Source organism: Sorangium sp. So ce131 (genome assembly GCF_051519095.1).
In the GTDB taxonomy this organism is placed as follows: Bacteria; Myxococcota_A; Polyangia; order Polyangiales; family Polyangiaceae; genus Sorangium.
Window position 1 is genome coordinate 13,049,344 of sequence record NZ_CP150455.1, and the last position, 18,904, is coordinate 13,068,247.

At 69.6% G+C, this 18,904-nt stretch carries 13 protein-coding genes; 5 read left to right on the forward strand and 8 right to left on the reverse strand.

Going from position 1 to position 18,904, the window contains the following annotated elements; all coding sequences use genetic code 11:
* The first annotated feature begins 137 nt into the window (after nt 1-137).
* Together WMF43_RS47445 and WMF43_RS47450 are read left to right on the forward strand one after the other, a co-directional pair.
* A complete protein-coding gene (locus WMF43_RS47445) occupies nt 138-698 on the forward strand; it encodes an NADPH-dependent FMN reductase (protein ID WP_437675494.1) in 561 nt (186 codons plus the stop codon).
* A 469-nt stretch (nt 699-1,167) separates the two neighbouring features.
* Complete coding sequence (locus WMF43_RS47450) at nt 1,168-1,686, forward strand: hypothetical protein (protein WP_437675495.1); 519 nt, start codon at nt 1,168-1,170, stop codon at nt 1,684-1,686.
* A gap of 158 nt (nt 1,687-1,844) precedes the next feature.
* On the opposite strand, the gene WMF43_RS47455 is transcribed toward WMF43_RS47450, so the two are convergent.
* Nucleotides 1,845-2,672, reverse strand: coding sequence for a hypothetical protein (locus WMF43_RS47455; RefSeq protein WP_437675496.1), 828 nt, complete (start codon nt 2,670-2,672; stop codon nt 1,845-1,847).
* A 259-nt stretch (nt 2,673-2,931) separates the two neighbouring features.
* Here WMF43_RS47455 and WMF43_RS47460 point away from each other — a divergent pair, with 259 nt between their 5' ends.
* Both WMF43_RS47460 and WMF43_RS47465 read left to right on the forward strand, forming a co-directional pair.
* Complete coding sequence (locus WMF43_RS47460) at nt 2,932-3,759, forward strand: BPTI/Kunitz domain-containing protein (protein WP_437675497.1); 828 nt, start codon at nt 2,932-2,934, stop codon at nt 3,757-3,759.
* 161 nt (nt 3,760-3,920) lie between these two features.
* Nucleotides 3,921-5,132, forward strand: a complete 1,212-nt coding sequence (locus tag WMF43_RS47465) for a serine hydrolase domain-containing protein (protein WP_437675498.1) — start codon at nt 3,921-3,923, stop codon at nt 5,130-5,132.
* Nucleotides 5,133-5,201: 69 nt separating this feature from the next.
* Here WMF43_RS47465 and WMF43_RS47470 read toward each other — a convergent pair whose 3' ends face one another.
* The 5 genes from WMF43_RS47470 to WMF43_RS47490 form a co-directional block, all read right to left on the reverse strand.
* Entirely contained in the window at nt 5,202-7,439 is a 2,238-nt protein-coding gene (locus tag WMF43_RS47470) for a molybdopterin oxidoreductase family protein (protein WP_437675499.1), read from the reverse strand.
* Nucleotides 7,439-9,172 carry a DmsC/YnfH family molybdoenzyme membrane anchor subunit gene (locus tag WMF43_RS47475; protein WP_437675500.1) on the reverse strand — a complete coding sequence of 578 codons (1,734 nt, stop codon included), beginning with the start codon at nt 9,170-9,172 and terminating at the stop codon, nt 7,439-7,441. The genes WMF43_RS47470 and WMF43_RS47475 overlap by 1 nt, the downstream gene beginning before the upstream one ends.
* A 156-nt stretch (nt 9,173-9,328) precedes the next feature.
* Entirely contained in the window at nt 9,329-9,724 is a 396-nt protein-coding gene (gene nirD, locus WMF43_RS47480) for a nitrite reductase small subunit NirD (protein ID WP_437675501.1), read from the reverse strand.
* A gap of 77 nt (nt 9,725-9,801) precedes the next feature.
* Nucleotides 9,802-12,342 (reverse strand): nitrite reductase large subunit NirB, encoded by a 2,541-nt coding sequence (gene nirB, locus WMF43_RS47485; protein ID WP_437675502.1) that lies wholly within the window; start codon nt 12,340-12,342, stop codon nt 9,802-9,804.
* Between the two features lie 484 nt (nt 12,343-12,826).
* Complete coding sequence (locus WMF43_RS47490; RefSeq protein WP_437675503.1) at nt 12,827-15,556, reverse strand: ATP-binding protein; 2,730 nt, start codon at nt 15,554-15,556, stop codon at nt 12,827-12,829.
* An 86-nt stretch (nt 15,557-15,642) separates the two neighbouring features.
* On the opposite strand from WMF43_RS47490, the gene WMF43_RS47495 reads away from it, so the two are divergent.
* The gene (locus WMF43_RS47495; RefSeq protein WP_437675504.1) at nt 15,643-16,572 is read left to right on the forward strand and encodes a ketopantoate reductase family protein; all 930 of its coding nucleotides are present in this window, start codon (nt 15,643-15,645) and stop codon (nt 16,570-16,572) included.
* 52 nt (nt 16,573-16,624) lie between these two features.
* Here the strand turns inward: WMF43_RS47495 and WMF43_RS47500 are convergent, their stop codons facing one another.
* Nucleotides 16,625-17,092: a hypothetical protein gene (locus WMF43_RS47500; RefSeq protein ID WP_437675505.1), complete on the reverse strand. Its 468-nt coding sequence runs from the start codon at nt 17,090-17,092 to the stop codon at nt 16,625-16,627.
* 562 nt (nt 17,093-17,654) lie between these two features.
* Nucleotides 17,655-18,800 carry a hypothetical protein gene (locus WMF43_RS47505; RefSeq protein ID WP_437675506.1) on the reverse strand — a complete coding sequence of 382 codons (1,146 nt, stop codon included), beginning with the start codon at nt 18,798-18,800 and terminating at the stop codon, nt 17,655-17,657.
* Between the last annotated feature and the right edge of the window lie 104 nt (nt 18,801-18,904).

The window sequence follows — 18,904 nt, forward strand, 5'->3', positions numbered from 1 at the left end:
GTCACCTCGAGCTGGCAGTAACGTCGAGGGGGTAGTACCCTCGAACGGTTCGTCCTCTCCGCCGTGGTGTCGTGGGATTGAGCATCACGCCGCCCGGTGGCTCGCTCGGAGAGGCGGCCATTGCCTGGAGCGTAGACATGCTGAAGGTGGCGATCATCCTGGGGAGCACGCGGCCGGGCCGGAACGGCGAGGCCGTCGCGAAGTGGGTGCACGGCGTGGCCACGAAGAAGGGCGGCGCCGAGTACGAGCTCGTCGACATCAAGGATTTCGACCTGCCGCTGCTCGATGAGCCCGCTCCCCCCTCGCTGGGGCAATACACGAAGCCCCACACCAAGGCGTGGGCGGCGAAGATCGACGCGTTCGACGCCTTCGTGTTCGTCACGCCGGAGTACAACCACAGCACCTCGGGCGCGCTCAAGAACGCGATCGATTACCTGTACAAGGAGTGGAACAACAAGGCGGCTGGCTTCGTGAGTTATGGAAGCGCGGGAGGCGTCCGCGCCGTCGAGCACCTCCGGCTCGTGATGGCCGAGCTCCAGGTCGCGGACGTGCGCGCGCAGGTCACGTTGTCCCTGTTCGACGACTTCGAGAATTTCAGCGTGTTCAAGCCCAAGCCCCGCCACGAGGCCTCCGTCGGCAACTTGCTCGACCAGCTGCTCGCGTGGGGCGGCGCGCTGAAGACCCTCCGCAGCAAGTGAACATCACGCGCTCGAGGCGCCTCACGCTGAGGTCGCTCAGCGAGGCCTCGAACCAGCAGAGCATGCCCGCGCGGCCGCTCGGCAGAGCTTGACCAGGTAAGTTGCCGAGTCGCCGCTCGCGGTGGGCACGCAGCAGACGCGCGCAGGCAGCCGGCGCGAGAGGCCGAGGAAGGAGCCGCGATCGCGGCAGCGCCCGCTCGGTACGAGCGCCGCGTGCCCTGCCGGGCTGTGAGCTGAAGCGGACTCTGCGGCTCGCGGGCGTGTCTGCTCTGTTCGCTTACCCCCGTTCGACCCGCTGCCATGGCAGACGATCGTCCGCTCGGCGCGCCGGCGCCTCCAACCCCGTGGAGGCGCCTCCGTTAATCTGGAGCAAAGTGACAGGCGCCCGTGTGGAAACCGTTGTGAGCGCGCGTGGTCGGATTATACCTGAACTTAGAAGCGACGAGCGCCGAAGACAGGAGAGACCACCATGACCACCGCGACGCAGATGCCGATGATGACGACGAACACCACGATGCCGACGACGGAGAAGACGTCGGGCGGATCAATGATGCCCGGCATGGGCACGGGCATGATGCCCGGCATGGGCATGATGCCCGGCATGGGCATGATGCCCGGCATGGGCATGATGGGCATGGGCATGCCGATGATGCCCAACATGATGGGCATGATGCCTGGCATGATGGGTATGGGCATGCCGATGATGTCCAACATGATGGGCATGGGCATGATGCCCGGCATGATGGGTATGGGCATGCCGATGATGTCCAACATGATGGGCATGGGCATGCCGATGATGTGCAAGATGTCCTGTGAGATGACCAAGGACGGGATGACCTGCAAGATGATGCCGGCCGAGGGCATGTCGATGGACATGCTCAAGGACTGCTGCGACTCGATGATGAAGATGATGTCGACCGGCATGCCCATGATGATGATGTGCGGCGGCATGCCCATGATGATGTGCATGTCCACCATGACCAAGTAGCCTGCACCTGGGCTTCCTGGAGTGAAGAACGCCGGCGAGCGCCGGCGTTCTTCATTTCCCCTCCCCGATCTCTGCGGCAACGAGCGCTCTTTCTCAGGGCGTCGACACCGGGCGGGGGCTGAGCCGCGCGAGCCGCCGCTCCGCCGCCCGGGAGCGGGTCAGTACGCGAGCGAGACCGTCTTGCAGCCGAGGCCGAAGGCGTTGATGGGCCCCCGCTCCATGACGTGTACGAGGTTCGCGACCTCGCGCTCACCGCAGCGGGTGTCCGGGAAGGCCTCGCCGCCGATGCCGCCGACGCCCTCGGGCGAGGACACGGGGCCGAGCTCGACGCGGAGGGCGGCAGCTCCTCCCTCCACGAGGAGCGGCGCGCAATCGAGGACGAGACGGTCGACGAAATCGCCCACCCGGCCGCTGAAACCCACCACGACGTGGCCCTCCGGGCACATCATCGTCCAGGGCACCGTCCCATAGTCCCCCCGGTTCGGGGTGAGGTCACCAGGGGTCGTGGTGATGGTGTACGGGCCCGTTCCGGTGAGCTCCAAGCGACCACACTGCGCCTGGATCTGGCCGTGGATCGACGCCTCTCCATCGTCGTCGACGTGCCCCCGATAGCCCACGATGACCTGTCCCTCGGGGCACGCGTCCATGAACACGTTGCCCATCGTCACATCGCCGCGCAGCTCGGTGAAGGTCTGATCCGCGAGGACGATCCCCGTCGGCGCCGGGCAGGACTCCCCCCCGCACGCCGCACCCCCGGAACCGGTCGAGCCATCGCCGCCTCCGGAGGCACCGCCGCCCCCGGAGGCGCCGCCGCCCCCGGAGGCGCCGCCGCCTCCAGAGGCACTGCCGTCTCCGGAAACGTCGCCGCCTCGCCCCCCCGCGCCCCGGCCGTCGAAGGTGAGGCTGTCGACGCCCGTAATCGCGTTGCATCCGGCGAGCGCGAGGGACGAGATCAGCGCGGCGAGCCTGAGGGAGCGGAGCGTCACGGTGAGGCGGAAGGATACTCGAACCGGAGTCGATCCGACCCGACAAACCGGTCGACAGGTGGGATAGGGTCGCCTCCACGCGGGCCGCGCGTTGGTGAGGGGCGCGCCGCACCTCGAACACGTCGAAGGCGTGCAGCGCCGCCTGGCACACCGCCGCCTGACATGCCATCGGATACGAATGCATATCCTACGATCGATTGCCTTATCCTCAGGTGGCCGACGGCGCGACGATTGCAACGTCTCTGGAACGTATCGGCGCTTGTCCCTCGGTCTGGGCTTGTTCACCTCTCTCCTGCTGGCGGCGGGCTGCGGCGGCGCGGGGAACAACGGCGGATCGGGCGGCGGGGGCCCGGGCGGCGGCGGCTCGGTCGCGGGCAGCGGCGGCGGCTCGGCCGCGAGCAGCGGCACCGGCGGCGAATTGCCGGACCGCTGTACGCTGCCGCAGGACGCCGGGCCCTGCGACGCGGCGATCCCGAGCTACTGGCACGATCCCAGCACCGGCGAGTGCGTTCCGTTCACCTATGGTGGCTGCGACGGCAACGAGAACCGCTTCGAGTCGCTCGCGGCGTGTCAGGAGGCCTGTCAGGGCACCACCCCGGCCATGGATGCATGCGCGGCGCCCGGCGATTGCGTCCTCGCGCCGCCGCGCTGCTGCGCGTCCTGCGACCCGGTCGACGCCGGCGCGTTCGTCGCCATTCACCGTGACGCCGTGACAGATTTTTGGAATGCCAGCGGCTGCGGGGACATGCCGTGCGCGCAGTGCCCGGACGTCAGCGAGGCCGAGCGCACCTCCCAGTACTTCGCCGCCGCGTGCGAGGGCGGGCGCTGCGTCGTCGTCGACGTGCGCGAGTCCCCGCTGACGGAATGCGCGCAAGACGCGGAGTGCGCCCTGCGCGACGGCGTCGGGTGCTGCGAGTCGTGCGACGGGAAAGGCATCGTCGCCCTCAACCAGAGCGCGGATCTCGGCGCCCTCGTTTGCCCCCAAGAGATGATCTCGTGTCCTCCCTGCTCGCCCGTGTATCCGGAAGGAATGACGGCGGTGTGCTCGGAGGGCAGGTGTAAGCCGCAGCTCCCCGACACACCCTGACCCACCGGTATCCCGGGCACAGGCGGCGAGCCCCTCGACGACGTCGTCATGGTACACGCACCGACCGGCACACCGCGGTCCGGGCAAAATTGTTGTACCATCCGGCGCTGCCTGAGGGGACAGCACGTGAAGATCTCGGACACGGATGGAGGAACAAAGCGATGAGCACCGGTGGGCTCTCCAGGGCGCGGCTCGGCCGCATGCGCGACGTCATGAAAGGCCACGTCGAGCGCGGCGACGTGCCGGGGCTCGTCACGCTGATCAGCCGGCGGGGCGAGGTGCACGTCGACGCCATCGGCGTGAAGGCGGTCGGCGGCGACGACCCGATGCGGCGCGACACGATCTTCCGCATCACGTCGATGACCAAGCCGGTCACGGCCGCGGCCGCGATGATCCTGGTCGAGGAGTGCAAGCTGCGGCTCGATGAGCCGGTGGATCGGCTGCTGCCCGAGCTCTCGAGCCGCAAGGTCCTGAAGCGGATCGACGGGCCGCTCGACGAGACCGTGCCCGCGAGCCGGCCGATCACCGTGCGCGATCTGCTGACCTTCCGCATGGGGTTCGGCATGATCATGGGGCCGCCGGATGGCGCTCCGATCCAGAGGGCCGTGCGCGAGCAGCAGCTCGCGTGCCTCGGGCCGCCGAAGCCGTCGACGCCGCACGCGCCGGACGAGTGGATCCGCCGGCTCGGGTCGCTGCCGCTGATGCACCAGCCGGGCGAGCGGTGGATGTACAACACCGGATCCTACGTGCTGGGCGTGCTGATCGCGCGCGCCGCGGGCCAGCCGCTGGAGGCGTTCTTCCGCGAGCGCATCTTCGAGCCGCTCGGCATGAAGGACACCGGCTTCAGCGTGCCGGCGGACAAGCTCGATCGGTTCGCGACGAGCTACTGGGCCAACGCCGAGACCGGGGCGCTCGACCTGCACGATGGCGTCGCCGACGGCCAGTGGAGCCGCCCGCCCGTGTTCCCGGACGGCGGCGCGGGGCTCGTCTCGACGATCGACGACTACCTGGCGTTCGGTCAGATGCTCCTGAACAAGGGCAAACACGGGCGCGAGCGCATCCTGTCGCGGCCCTCGGTCGAGGCGATGACGACCGACCAGCTGACGCCCGAGCAGAAGGCGGCGTCCGGGTTCTTCCCCGGCTACTGGGACAGCCGCGGCTGGGGGTTCGGCGTATCCATCGTCACCCGGCGCGACCACGTGACGGCGAGCCCCGGCCGGTACGGCTGGGACGGCGGTTACGGCACGTCCTGGAGCTCGGATCCCGGGGAGGACCTGGTCGCGATCCTGATGACCCAGCGCGCGGGATTCCCCCTCTTCTCGGGGGTCTATCTCGACTTCTGGACCTCGGTCTACCAGGCGATCGACGACTGACGCGCCGCTGTCGCCGGGCGCGCGGCCGCCCTTCCGAGGCCGCCCCGCTCGGCGACGCCCGCCCCGGCGCTACCCGCGATCGTCCTCGCGCCGCACCTTCACCGCGCACGCCTTGTACGACGGCTGCCTCGAGTACTGGTCGAACGACGGGAACGTCAGCTTGTTCGTCACCTCGTAGTGCATCGGGATGAAGACCTCCCCCGGCTGCACCGAGTTCGTGACGAACGCCCGCGCCTTGATCTCCGCCCGCCGCGACGCCACGACGACCCACTCGTTCGCCGCGATCCCCAGCTTCTTCGCGTCCACCGGGCTGATCTCCATGTAGATCTCCTTCGGATAGAGCCGCTGCAGCACCGGGGACTTCTTGGTCCGCGTCTGCGTGTGCCACTGGCTGGAGCTCCCTCGCCCCGTGAGCAGCGTGAACGGGTACTGCTCGTCGGTCGGCTCCGGCAGCGGGCGGGGCGGCTGGAACGCGAACTTCGCCCTCTGATCCGGCCGGTAGAACTGCCCATCTTCGAACAGCCGCCGCTCGTTCGACTCGTAGGTCGCGCCCTCCGGGAACGGCCACTGGACGCCGCCGCGCTCGTCGAGCATCGCGTAGTCCTTGATGCCGGAGATGTCGCACGGCTGCCCCTTCGAGACCCGCTTCAGGATCTGGAAGACGGCCTCGGGGCTCTTCCACTCCTTGAACAGATCGCCGCAGCCCCAGTACTGGGCCACCAGCTGGAAGATGGAGAAGTCCGCCAGCGCCTGCCCGGGGGCGCGCGCGACCTTCTTCACCAGGCCGATCCGCCGCTCCGAGTTGATGAAGGTGCCCTCCTTCTCGGCCCACGACGCCGCCGGGAGCACGAGGTGCGCGCGCTCCGCCGTCTCGGTCGTGGCGTACATGTCCTGCACCACGAGGAAATCGAGCCGGCCGAGCAGCTCGTGCAGATCCTCCTGGTTGATCCACGAGTGCGCCGGGTTCGTCGCGATGATCCAGAGCCCCTTGATCTTCCCCTTCAGGATGCCCTCGATGATCTGATCGTACGCCAGGCTGTTCCGCGTCGGGATGTTCTCCTCGGGGATGCCGAGGACGCCGGCGATCTTCCTCCGGTGCTCCTCCTTCGTGAAATCGTGGCCGCCGAGCAGGTTCGTCGTGTTGCTGAACATGCGCGAGCCCATCGCGTTGCACTGGCCGGTGATCGAGTTCGCCCCGGTCCCAGGCCGGCCGATGTTCCCCGTCATCAGCGCCAGGTTGATGATCGCCTGCGCGACCCGCACCCCCTCGTGGCTCTGGTTCACGCCCATGGTCCACCAGAACGACACCCGCTTGCCGTTGTGGATCTTCTCCGCGAACGCGGAGAGCTGCGCCTCGCTGAGCCCCGTCGCCTCGGAGACCCGGGCGGGCGTGAAGCCCTCGACGTGCGCCCTGAACTCCTCGAAATCGACGGTGTGCGCGCGGATGAACTCCTCGTCGATCCACCCGCGCTGGATGAGGAGGTGCGCGACGCCGTAGAGCAGCGTGAGATCCGACTTCGGCTTCAGCGCATAATGCGCCGTGGCCGCCATCGCCGTCTCGGTCTTGCGCGGATCCACGACGATGATCTCGGGGCGGTTCTTGTTCTTGAGCAGCCGCTCCCACATGATGGGGTGGGCGATGCAGAGGTTCGAGCCGACGAGCACCACGACGTCGGACTCCTCGAAGTCGCGGTACGTGTACGGCGGCGCGTCGAACCCGAACGACTCCTTGTAGGCGACCACGGACGTCGCCATGCACTGGCGGGTGTTGCCGTCCCCGTGCAGGAGGCCCATCCCGAACTTCGTGAGCGCGCCGAGGAAGGCCATCTCCTCGCTGACGATCTGCCCGGTGCTGATGAAGGCGACCGACTCCTTCCCGTGCGCCGCCTGGATCGCCTTGAACCGATCGCAGAACGTGCGGAGCGCGACGTCCCAGTCGACGGGCTCCAGCTTGCCGCGGGAGCTCCTGAGGAGCGGCGTCGTGGCGCGGTCGCTCGCCCTGAGCGGCGCGAGCGCCTCCCACCCCTTCGGGCACGCCATCCCGAGGTTCACGGGATAGTCGGTGTTCGGCGAGAGGTTGATCGCCTCCCCGTTCTTCAGGTGCACGTTCAGCCCGCAGCCGGTGGAGCAGAAGCCGCACACCACCGTGGTGGTCTGATCCGGCTTCAGCCGGGCGGGCACCCTCCCCAGGCCGAACTCGCCGGGCGCGAGGAGCAGATCGCGCGTGAGCGGCCCGTTCCGCTGCAGGAGGAGGTTGTCGGTCCCCTTGTTCTCCGGAGACGTCCCTTTGGGGCTGCTGGTGCTCATCAGGAGAGCCCTCCTGGCATCTTGGAAGCCGGCGCCGCTGCGAAGAAGAGATATCGCTCGAAGAGCTCGCCCGCGAGGCAGAGCAGGAAGGCGAGGCCCGCGGCGAGCACCAGGACGTTCGCGCTCGCGGCGCTCGCGGACGTCGCGAGCAGGCAGAGCCCCGGCAGCACGATGCCGCCGAGCGCCCCGCTCGCGAAGCGCAGGCCCGTCGCGTCCCGCAGCTCGCCCGCCATCAGGATCGCGCTGCGCTTGAGCTGCGAGTCGCGCCGCTTCCGGAGGTGCCGGAACATCGACAGCTCCGAGACAAGCTTGAGCGCCGTCGCCGCGCAGAGGAGCCCGCACAGCGCGCGGAAGGCCGCCGTCGAGAGCAGCGACGCGGGGTCGCCGCTCGAGAGCACCGCGACCATCAGGATCGTCGAGCAGCCGAGGATCGCCGAGGTCATGCCGAACTTGAAGCCGGTCAAGGCCCCTCGCCAGTGCTCCCGCTGCGTCGCGGCGTAGACCATCACCGAGCAGAACACGCCCAGGATCCCGGTCGCCGCCACCGCGTAGGAGAGCGGCGCCTGGAGGTGCCGGAGCGGCAGGAGCGGCGCGAGCGCCGGGACCGACTCGACGAAGAACGAGGCGGCGTACAGCGTGCCGGCCCCCGCGAACAGCGAGAACCCGATGATCTCCCGGCTGAGCCACGACGTCTTGAGCCCGAGGAACGCCCGGAACGCGAACTGCGGGCGCCCCAGGTGGAGCAGGCTCGCCCCGAGCGCCGCGAGCCCGAAGACGAGCGCGAAGACGGCGCTGTGCCCGCCGAAGTCCTGGGTCGCCTGCTCCCCGAGGTACTTGTTCAGGGCCAGGCTCACGCAGAACGCGCCCACCGAGAGCTGCGTCAGCACGAGCATCGCGACGAGCGGAGGGTGCGAGTGCTCCCGGTTCACCTGGTAGAAGTCCGCGGGGAGCATGTTGCGCGGGAGCGACTTCTTCGTCTTGTAGTTCGTCGTCGGGATCGTGTACTCCGGCGCCGCCGCGCCGGGCACGAAGACGTTCGCCTGGCTCTCCTGCACCGCCGCCGTCTGATCCACGATCGCGATCCGGATCGCCTCGTTGGGGCACGCCTGCACGCACGCCGGGGCCTCGCCGTTCGACAGCCGGTCCGTGCACATATCGCACTTGCGCACGATCCCCCGCTCCGGGTTGTACTTCGGAGCGTCGTAGGGGCACATCAGGATGCAGTACTGACAGCCGATGCACTGGTCATCCAGGTGCTTGACGATGCCGGTGACCGGGTCCTTCTCGTACGCCTTGACGGGGCACCCCGTCATGCAGGCCGGATCGAGGCAATGGTGGCACGCGGTCGTCACGTGCTGCTGCGCGGGCGCCTGGGGCGTGCCGCCGTGGAGAAGGCCGACCGACCGCCACACCTCGTTCTCGTCGAGCCCGTTCAGGCTGTGGCAGGCCGTGACGCACGCCTTGCAGGCGGTGCAGGCGTCGAGGTCGACCTCGAAGCCGTACTGCTGCCCCGGCTTCGGCTTCTCGGTCGGGATCAGGTCGCGGTAGTACTTGGACTGGGCCGGGAGCGCGTGCTCGTCGTGCAGCTTCGCGAACTTCTCCACCGCGGTGAGCTTCTGCTGCTCGGCGAGGAGCGACTGGAGCAGGCTCTTGTTGCCGTCCTGGATCTTGGGGGGCGAGTTGTTGACGATCGGTAAACGAAAGTGAGTGTCCGACACCTTTGCAACGCTCATCGAGGATCCTGTCTACCCTGCGCGGAAACCGAGACCGGAGAACTTCAGGAGACACGCCGTGAACGACGGCGCGTCGGGCACCACAGGACGCGCCGTGAACGACGGCGCGCCCGGCGTCAGGACGAACGCAGCGCTGCCCCCCGAGCGCATCTTCCGTCAGCTCGCCTGTGCGCCGGCCTGCGACGGCGCGAGGACCTCGACCCGCCCGTCCCGGACCCGGACGGCGTACACCGGGAGGCGCACCTCCGGATCGTCCAGGCACTGCCCCGTGCGCAGGTCGAAGTTCTGCTTGTAGATCGGCGAGGCGATCTTCGGCACGCCGCCCTTGTCGCCGACGATGCCGCGCGAGATGACGAACGCCTTGCTGAACGGGTCGAAGTTGCTCACCGCGTAGAGCTCCTCGCCCTCGCCGACCCGGACCACGGCGATCTGGCGCTTCCCCACGAGGGCGCAGACCCCGGTGTTCGGGATGATGTCCTCCAGCGCGCAGACCTCGATCCAGCTGTGGGTCACGCTCTCGTTCCGACGCGCCTCCGGAGGCAGCTCGTTCATGGCCATCGTCATACCCCTCAAGCCGATCCTTTCGTCCTGTAGCTCTTCTCGCACAACGGAACCTGCGTCGCCGGGCATCAGAGCATCTCCTCGACGAGGCTCGACTTTTCCTTCCACGCCGCGGGGCGGTGCTGCGCCCGCTCGGTGACGAAGACGATGCTCCGGTCGGGCTCGCCGGCGTTCACGAACGGGCGGAACTGCTTCAGCTTGTCGGGATCGGAGATCGCGGCCTTCCACTCGCACTCGTACGTCGCGATGAGGTGGGCCATCTCCTTCTCCAGCTCCTCGCAGATCCCGAGGGAGTCCTCGATGATGACCTGACGGAGGTAATCCATGCCGCCCTCGAGGTTGTTGAACCAGGTGGCCGTGCGCTGGAGCCGGTCCGCCGTGCGGATGTAGAACATCAGGAAGCGGTCGAGGTACTTGATGAGCGTCGCCTCGTCGAGGTCCGCGGCGAAGAGCATGGCGTGCTGCGGCTTCATCCCGCCGTTGCCGCAGAGATAGAGGTTGTACCCCTTCTCCGTGGCGATGATGCCGAAGTCCTTGCTCTGCGCCTCGGCGCACTCGCGCGCGCACCCGGACACCGCGGACTTCAGCTTGTGGGGGCTGCGCAGCCCCTTGTAGCGGTTCTCGACCGCGACGGCGAAGCCCACCGAGTCCTGCACGCCGTAGCGGCACCAGGTGCTGCCCACGCACGACTTCACCGTGCGGAGCGCCTTGCCGTACGCGTGCCCCGACTCGAAGCCGGCGGCGATGAGCTCGCGCCAGATGTCGGGCAGCTGCTCGAGCCGCGCGCCGAACAGGTCCACGCGCTGGCCGCCCGTGATCTTCGAGTACAGGCTGTATTTCTTCGCGACCTGCCCGAGCACGATGAGCTGATCCGGCGTGATCTCGCCGGCGGGCACGCGCGGGACCACGGAGTAGGTGCCGTCGCGCTGCACGTTCGCCATGAACCGATCGTTCGTGTCCTGGAGCGGGAGGTGCTTCTTGTTCAGGATGTGCTCGTTCCACGTCGAGGCGAGGATCGACGCCACCGCGGGCTTGCAGATCTCGCACCCCTTGCCCTGGCCGTGGCGGGCGAGCAGGTCGTCGAACGTCTTGATCTGGTGGACCCGGATGAGGTGATAGAGCTCCTGGCGCGAGTAGTTGAAGTGCTCGCAGAGGTAGTTCGTGACCGCGACGCCCGCCTTCTTGAGCTCCTTCTTCAGGATGTCGGAGATCAGCGTGGTGCACGAGCCGCAGCCCGTGCCCGCCTTGGTCTTGCCCTTGATCCCGGCGAGCGTGACGAGCTTGTCGTCGCAGATGGCCGCGCAGATCTCCTTTTTCTGCACGTTCAGGCACGAGCAGATGGTGGCCGTGTCGGGCAGCGCCTCGACGCCGAGGCCGGCCGGCTTCGCGCCGTCGCGCGCCGGGACGATGAGGTCCTCGGGGTGGGGCGGGAGCACGATCTTGTTCTGCACGAGCTGGAGCAGCTGCCCGTAGTTGGAGGCGTCTCCGACCAGGATGCCGCCGAGCAGGTGCTTGCCGTCGCCGCTGACGACGAGCTTCTTGTAGACGTTCGACGTCGAGCTCATGAAGCTGACCACGCGCGCGCCCGGCTGGGCGGCGAAGGCGTCGCCGAAGCTCGCGACGTCCACGCCCATCAGCTTGAGCTTGGTGCTCATGTCGAAGCCGGTGAAGGTCTCCTTGCCGCCGGTGAGCGCGTCGACGACGACCCGCGCCATGTGGTAGCCGGGAGCCACCAGGCCGTAGAGCTGGTTATTGTAGCTCGCACACTCGCCGATCGCGTAGATGTCCGGATCGGACGTCTGACAGCGATCGTTGATGACGACGCCGCCGCGGCTGCCGATCGCGAGCTCGCACGCGCGGGCGAGCTCGTCCCGCGGGCGGATGCCGGCGGAGAAGACGATCATGTCGGTCGCGAGATCGGTCTGGTCGGCGAAGAGCATCCTCGCCACGCGGCCGTGCTCCGCGACGATCTCCGTGGTCGACGTGCTCGTGTGCACCGTGACGCCGAGCGACTCGATCTTCCTGCGGAGGATCGCGCCCCCGGCCTCGTCGACCTGGAGCGCCATCAGCCGGGGCGCGAACTCCACGACGTGGACCTCGAGGCCCATGTTCTTGAGCGCGTTGGCCGCCTCGAGCCCGAGCAGGCCGCCGCCCACGACGGTGCCCACCTTGGCGACCTTCGAGAACTCCTGCATGGCCTCGAGATCGTCGATCGTGCGGTAGACGAAGCAGCCCTTCGTGTCCTTGCCCTTGATGGGCGGGACGAAGGGATACGATCCGGTGGCGAGGACGAGCTTGTCGTAATAGACCGTCTTGCCCTTCGCGGAGGTCACGGCCTTCCTGCGCCGGTCGATCGAGACGGCCTTGTCGCCCAGGTGGACCTGGATGCCCGCCTCCTCGTAGAGGCCGGGCTTCACCATCGACAGATCTTCGGCCGATTTCCCGTTGAAGAAGGCGGACAGGTTCACTCGGTCATAGGCCAGCCGCGGCTCCTCGCAGAACGTCGTGATGTTCCAGTCGCGCAGACAGCCGCCGAGAACCATGTTCTCGATGAGCTTGTGCCCGACCATTCCGTTACCGATGACGAGGAGGTCCTTCTTCTTGCTCATGAAACTCACCTTCTGGACCCGGTGACGCGTGCTCACCGCTTCTTCCGCGCTGCCGTCCGGACATGGCAATGGGCGAATTCCCGGACGAAAACGGTCTACAGTGCCGCCTGTTTCGCGTTTGTTTCACAAGGATGAATTGTCGACCCGCGGCCGGCCTACGTCCCAGTCGCGCGGCGCTCCGGAGCCCGCGAGGATCACTGTTTCATGCATGTTTCGCGGTCGTCCGTGCGTGGTTTGCAATCGTGCAAGGCGGCGGGCGCGACAGAGGCAATGAATGGAAATGAGCGCTTTTGTCGCGGCAAAACCGCATGTTTCCTGGGTGTTTCGCGGTCCCGGGTGAATACATTGCAGTGTTGAACGACGCCGCCGGCCTGGGCGAGCGGAATACGAGCGGAAATGGGCGCCTCGATCGGAGAGCGCAGACCCACGGTGGGAGCGGAGCGCATCTCCTGCTCACCTACCCGCGCCCGGGCGGCGCCCCGGGTCAGGCCTGTCGCGCGGCCTTGGCGACGAGATCGAGCAGCTGCTCGGCGACGACCGGCTTCGTCAGGTGGGCGTCGAAGCCGGCCTCCCGCGACCGGCGGCGGTCCTGATCCTGGCCGTAGCCGGACACCGCGGCGATGTAGGCGCGCTTCGGCTCGGGCTCGGCGCGCAGGAGGCGGACGACCTCGTAGCCGTCCATGCCGGGCAGGCCGATGTCGAGCAGGATCAGGTCGGGCTTCGACGCCCGCGCGGCCTCGAGCGCCGCCGGCCCGTCGTGCGCCATGGCGACGGTGTGGCCGTGGAGCTGGAGGATCCGCCGGAGCCCGTCGGCGGCGTCGACGTTGTCGTCGACGAGCAGGACCCGGAGGGCGCGCGCCCCGGCGAACGCCTCCGCGGAGAGCGGCGCGGGCGCCCCGGGCTCCGCCGAGGCGGCCGCGAGCGGCAGCCAGACGCTGATGGCGGTGCCCTCGCCGGGGCCGTCGCTCATCGCCCTCACGCGCCCGCCGTGCAGCTCGGTGAGCCGCTTGACCAGCGTGAGCCCGATGCCGAGGCCGCCCTGCGCGCGGTCGAGCGTGCGCCTCGCCTGCATGAACGGCTCGAAGACGCGCGGGAGCAGCTCGGCGGAGATGCCGACGCCGGTGTCCCTCACCTCCAGCCACGCCTCGCCGCCGCTCGCCTTGCAGGTGAGCGAGACCCGGCCGCCCGGGTTCGTGTACTTGATCGCGTTGTTGAGCAGGTTGACGACGATCTGCTCGACGCGCACCCGGTCGCCGTGCACGAAGACGCCGGGCTCCACCGAGACGCGGAGCTCGTGCCCGCGCTGCTGGAGGAGGGGTCGGACGGAGTCGAGCGCCGCGGAGACCGCGGAGCCGATGTCGAGCCGCTCCCGCTTCAGCTCGATCTTGCCGCGCGTGATCCGGGAGACGTCGAGCAGATCGTCGACGAGCCGCACGATCGTCTTCACCTGCCGCTCGATGGTCGCGAGGATCTGGCTGTCGTCGCGGTCCCCGCGCTCGCTCATGTTCATGTGCAGGAGCTCGAGGCCGGTCGTGATGGGGGCGAGCGGGTTGCGGAGCTCGTGCGAGAGCATGGCGATGAACTCGTCCTTGCCCCGGTCCGCCTCGTAGGCCTCCCGGTAGAGCCGGGCGTTCTCGAGGGCGACCCGGCGCTCGCGCTCGATGATGGCGGCGCGCTCCTCGTGCAGGCGGGCGCGCTCGATGGCCTGCGCGCACTGGCGCGAGATCGCGAGCAGGAACTCCTGCTCTTCCTGATCGAACGCGCGCGGCTCCGGGAAGCTCAGCCCGAGCACGCCGATCGGCCGGTCCTGGACGATGAGGGGGAGGCAGCAGAGGGAGGCGGTGGTGGGGGTCAGCTCCCCGGCGGCGAACGCCGGGTAACGCGCGGCGCTCTCCTTGCGCGACCGCAGCCAGACGGGGGCGCCGGTCCGCATCGCCTCCGTGACCGGGAGGTCGGCGGCGACGGGGATCCGGCGGTAACGGTCGAGGACGTCGGGCCCATAGCCGGCCGCCTTGAGGCACTCGAGGGTGTCGCCGTCCGCGACGAGGAGCGCCCCTCCGTACGCGCCCGCCGCGGCGATGCCCTGATCGACGGCGACCTCCGCGACCGCATCCGAGGTGAGCGCGTCGGCGAGCGCCGCGGTGAGGTGCTGGAGCCCGGCCATGCGGTTGGCCGCGCGCTCGGCGGCCCGGCGCGCCTCCTGCTCGGCCAGGAAGCGCCGCCGCGCCTCGGCCTCGGCGTCGCGGGCCATGTCGTAGAGGCGCATGCGCTGCACGGCGAGGCCGACGCGCTGCGAGAGCTCATCGGCGAAGGCGAGATCGGCCGCGTCGTAGGTGCGGCCCGACTCGGCGGACGCGAGCGTGAGCGCCGCGAGGACGTGCTCCTCGCCGCGGATCGGCACCATCACCGCGGAGCGGTGGTGGAGGGCGCGCGCGACCGCGAGGTGCTCGGCCTCGGGCGTCGGGCCGACGAGCAGGTCCCCGGAGATGTCGGACAGGAGCCGCCCGAGCCCGCCGTGGAGCACCTCGTGCAGCGGCGTCCAGGGCTCGGGCGGGATCTTGCTTCGCTGGACCAGCCGGGCGGCGATCTCCGCCTTGGCCGGGTCCGCGTGCGCGATGACCTGGAGGCGGATGGCGCCGTCGGGATCGAGCGTGTGCACGGCGCACCAGTCCGCGACCGAGGCGACGGCGAGGTCCGCGATGTTGCGGTAGATCGCGTCGCGGTCGAGCACCGGATCGAGCAGGGCGGCCGCGTCGGCCAGGAGGCGCCGCGCCTCCTCGGCGCGCTTCTGCTCGGTGATGTCCGAGACGACCGTGAAGAAGCCCCGCACTTCGCCCGTCGGGCCGAGGCGGGGAATGTACTGGACGCGGACGTACCGCGCGCCGCCCACCCGGTAGACGAGCCGCGACTCGAAGTCTTGCGGCGCCCCGGCGAGCGCCGCGGCGATGCGCGGCGCCACGACGGCATAAGCGGCGTCGCCGAGCACCTCGCGCACGTGCCGGCCGACGAGGGCGCCGCGCTCCTCGCCGAACCAGCGCTCATAGGCGCGGTTCACGGCGCTGTAGCGCTGGTCACCGTCGATATACGAGATGAGCACCGGCAAGGCGTCGAACGCGAGCTGCAGGTGCTCGGGTTCCAGCGCGGAGCCCGGAGGACCGCCGGTGCCCAGGCCGGCGCCGGTGCGAGCTACGGAGGGGGCGTCCGGCCTATGCATCTAGCTCCATGCATATCCGCAATCTGCGCAGATGGCCACATGCCGGAGCCCCGTGCACGAGCGTGCGCGTGTTATGGTCGCGGTCGATGCGGATCCTCATTGTCGGTGCGGGTGCGGTAGGAGGGTATTTCGGGGCGAGGCTTACGCTCGCGGGGGAAGACGTGACGTTCGTCGCGCGGGGCGCGCACGCGGAGGCGATGCGGTCTCGCGGGCTCGTCGTCCGCGCTCCGGAGGGCGACGTGCGCACTCCGCCGCTGCGGGTCGTCGAGCTCGACGGGGCGCGCGGCCCGTTCGATCTCGCGCTCGTGGCGGTGAAGTGGCCGTCCCTCGCCGCCGTGAGCGCGCGGCTGCCCGGGCTGCTCGCCCCGGACGGCCTCTGCGCGCCGCTCTTGAACGGGCTCGACTCGGAGGACGCGGTCGCGCGCGACGTCGGCGAGGCGCGCGTCGTCGCGGCCATCGCGTACATGTCGTCCGGCCTCGCCGGCCCCGGCGAGATCCACGCGCTCGCGCCGACGCGCGCCGGGCTCGCGCCCTACCGGCCGGGGCAGGAGCCGCGGGTCGAGGCGCTGGCCGCGCGGATCGAGCGCGCGGGCATCCCGGTCCGCCGGGGGTCGAACTACCGGGCGATGCTCTGGGAGAAGATGGTCTGGAACGCGCCGTTCAACGCGATCTGCGCGCTGACGGGCCAGCGCGCCGGCGTGGTCGCGGAGGAGATGGAGGACCTCGTCCGGGAGGCGATGCGCGAGGTGATCGCCGTCGCGCGCGCGGAGGGGGCGGAGCTCTCCAGCGCGACCGCGGACGCGATGATCGCGCTCACGCGGCAGGAGTTCCCGCTGACCGAGCCGTCGATGCTGCAGGACGTGCGCGCCGGCCGCGCGACGGAGGTCGACATCCTCCAGGGCGCCGTGGTCGAGCGCGGGCGCCGGGCAGGGATCGACACGCCGGTGCTGCGCACGCTCGCGGCGCTCGTCCGGGGGCTGCCGCCGCTGCCGTCGGCGACGCGGGCCGCAGGGTAGGCGCGCCGTCCAAGGCAGGGCGGAGGCCTGTGCGCGACGTCCCACGGCGGCCTCAGAACACGGTCCTGGCTGCGAGCCCCTTGCCCATGGGGAGGATCTGCACGCTCCCCACCTGGGTGACCGTGCGCTGCGCCGGGAAGAGGAAGCCGCCGAGGATCTGCAGCGCGCCGATGGCCTGGCCGAGCCCGTCGGCCACGAGCAGCACCTTGTTCGTGGCCTCGGCGTCGCACCGCCGCTCGCCCTCGCAGCCGCCGCGCGCGCCGAGGTCGATCCAGGGCCCCGCGACCGGCACCCAGAGCGCGAGGTCCGCCGGCTTGTCGCTGAAGGTCGCCACGACCGTCGAGACCCCGTACGTCGTGCCGAGGACGGCGACGCCGCTCCAGATGAGCCCGCGGTTCGGGACAGAGTCCGTGATCGTCACGGTGTCGCGCTGCGGCTCCTGCGCGAGCGCGGCTCCGGTGGAAGCCGTCGTCGCGACCGCCAAGACGGCGGCCGAGGTGAAGAGAGCGAGCTTGTTCATGCGGTCCTCCTGCCCGCGTCGCTGAGCAAGCCGGGTGCCGCCGCGGCGCGCGTCGACTCGCGGCTTCCGGCGCGCGACCAGCGCGCCACGCCGGTCGTCTCGTGTGGCGAACTGCCCCGCGTGGGACGGTGCGCCTCGTGGTGCTCACGCTGAAAGATACGATCTACGCTGGAAACGGCGGCGCGCCGCTGCGCTGCTGGGCGCGCTCTTCCTGTTCAGCCGGCAGCCTGGCGCTCGCGGGCTCGTCACAGGCTGGACAGCGCGAGTCCTCCAACAACGCTGAAGCTCCTGAACGGACGGGCTCGCGAGCGTTGTGAGCTGCGACGAGGAATTCGCGCTGAAGGAGCTGAAGGAGGAGAAACCGGGGAGGTCGCGGGCGTTTCTTCCCGTCTTCCCGGCTCCTGGCCGAGCCTGGCGCTCACCCTCGCCTCTGCGGAGAGGGAGGCTGGAGGAGGAGGGGAGTGCGAGGGAATGGAGGAAGGGGATTCAAGCGGAAGGCCTCATCCGCTGCTCTGCTGAGCTCGATGAAGGGAAGAGGCCCGGGTCCTGGTCACTTCGGCGATCAGGTGCCGCCAGCGCCGCCCGCGCCACCAGCACCACCGCCGCCGGCGCCACCTGCGCCACCGGCGCCACCCGCGCCGCCCGCGCCACCAGCACCCCCGCCGCCATCGCCGCCGCCGGCGCCGCCGGCGCCGCCACCCCCGCCGCCACCGCCGCCGGTGCCGTCGTCATCCAGCGGGTAGGTCGGGTCGAGGCAGAAGAGGCCGTTCGGCGTCTCGGTGCAAACCCCGCCTTCCTCGCACTCCTCCCCTACGTCCGTGCACTCCTCCGGCCCGAACAGGCAGAAGCCGTTGTTCGTGGGCGAGCCGATGTCCACGCAGGAGAAGTACGGCAGGAAGCAGTCGGTGTGGCTCGTGCACGCATTCACGCAGATCCCGATGTCGCCCGGGCCGGCGTCCTCCCAGAGCTGGTAAGCGCAAAAGCCCTTCTCCAGACCTCCGCAGTCGAGGCTGGGATCGCCGTTGAGCGCGCAGAGCCCGGCGCACATGGAGACTTCCTGGGTGATGCCGACGCACCACGCCTCGCAGGGATCCGAGTTGTCCTCGCCCAGTTCGCACTGGGAGCCCTGGGGCAGCCCCGTCGTCGGCTCGTCGACGCAGACGTTCCCTTTGGGGTCGCACACGCGGCCGGCGCACTGGGCGTCCGTGCCGCAGCTCGGCATGCAGACGGTCGCGCCCTGGATGTCCTCACAGCGCAGCTCCTCGCGCCCCTGGCACTTGTCCGGATCGACGTCCGGGTTGCCTTGCTCGAACGGGGGCTCCGCCGGGATGCAGCCGAGCAGGCAGATTTCGCCGATGCACGCGCTGCCTTCGCCCTCGCAATCGGAATCGCGCGTGCACGACGTCGTGCAGTACCCGCCCGCAGGGCCGCCGCCGAACAAGAAGTCGCCCGACTCCAGAATGCACATGCCCTCCGGGCCGCAGTCGGCGTCCGCTTCGCACCGGGTGCCGAGGTATTGCGCGAGCTCCGCGCCGCCGCCGGTGGTGCTCACCGAAACGGGGCCCGCGCTCGTGGTCGAGGACGTGGACGTCGTGGTCCCCGTCGCCCCGCCAGCGCCGTCGTCCGGATCATCAGAGCCACAACCGATGAATCCTGCTGAGGTGGCGACCGCGGTGAGCAAAATCGCCGAGATGCGTTGGATTTTCATGCCTGTCTCCGGAGCCAAGAGGCGCTGCCCAGGTCGGGCGCCTGCATGTGGTTTCCGGACAGTAACGGAATCGGTGGGGCTCCGCCATACCCGGGAGCCAGGAA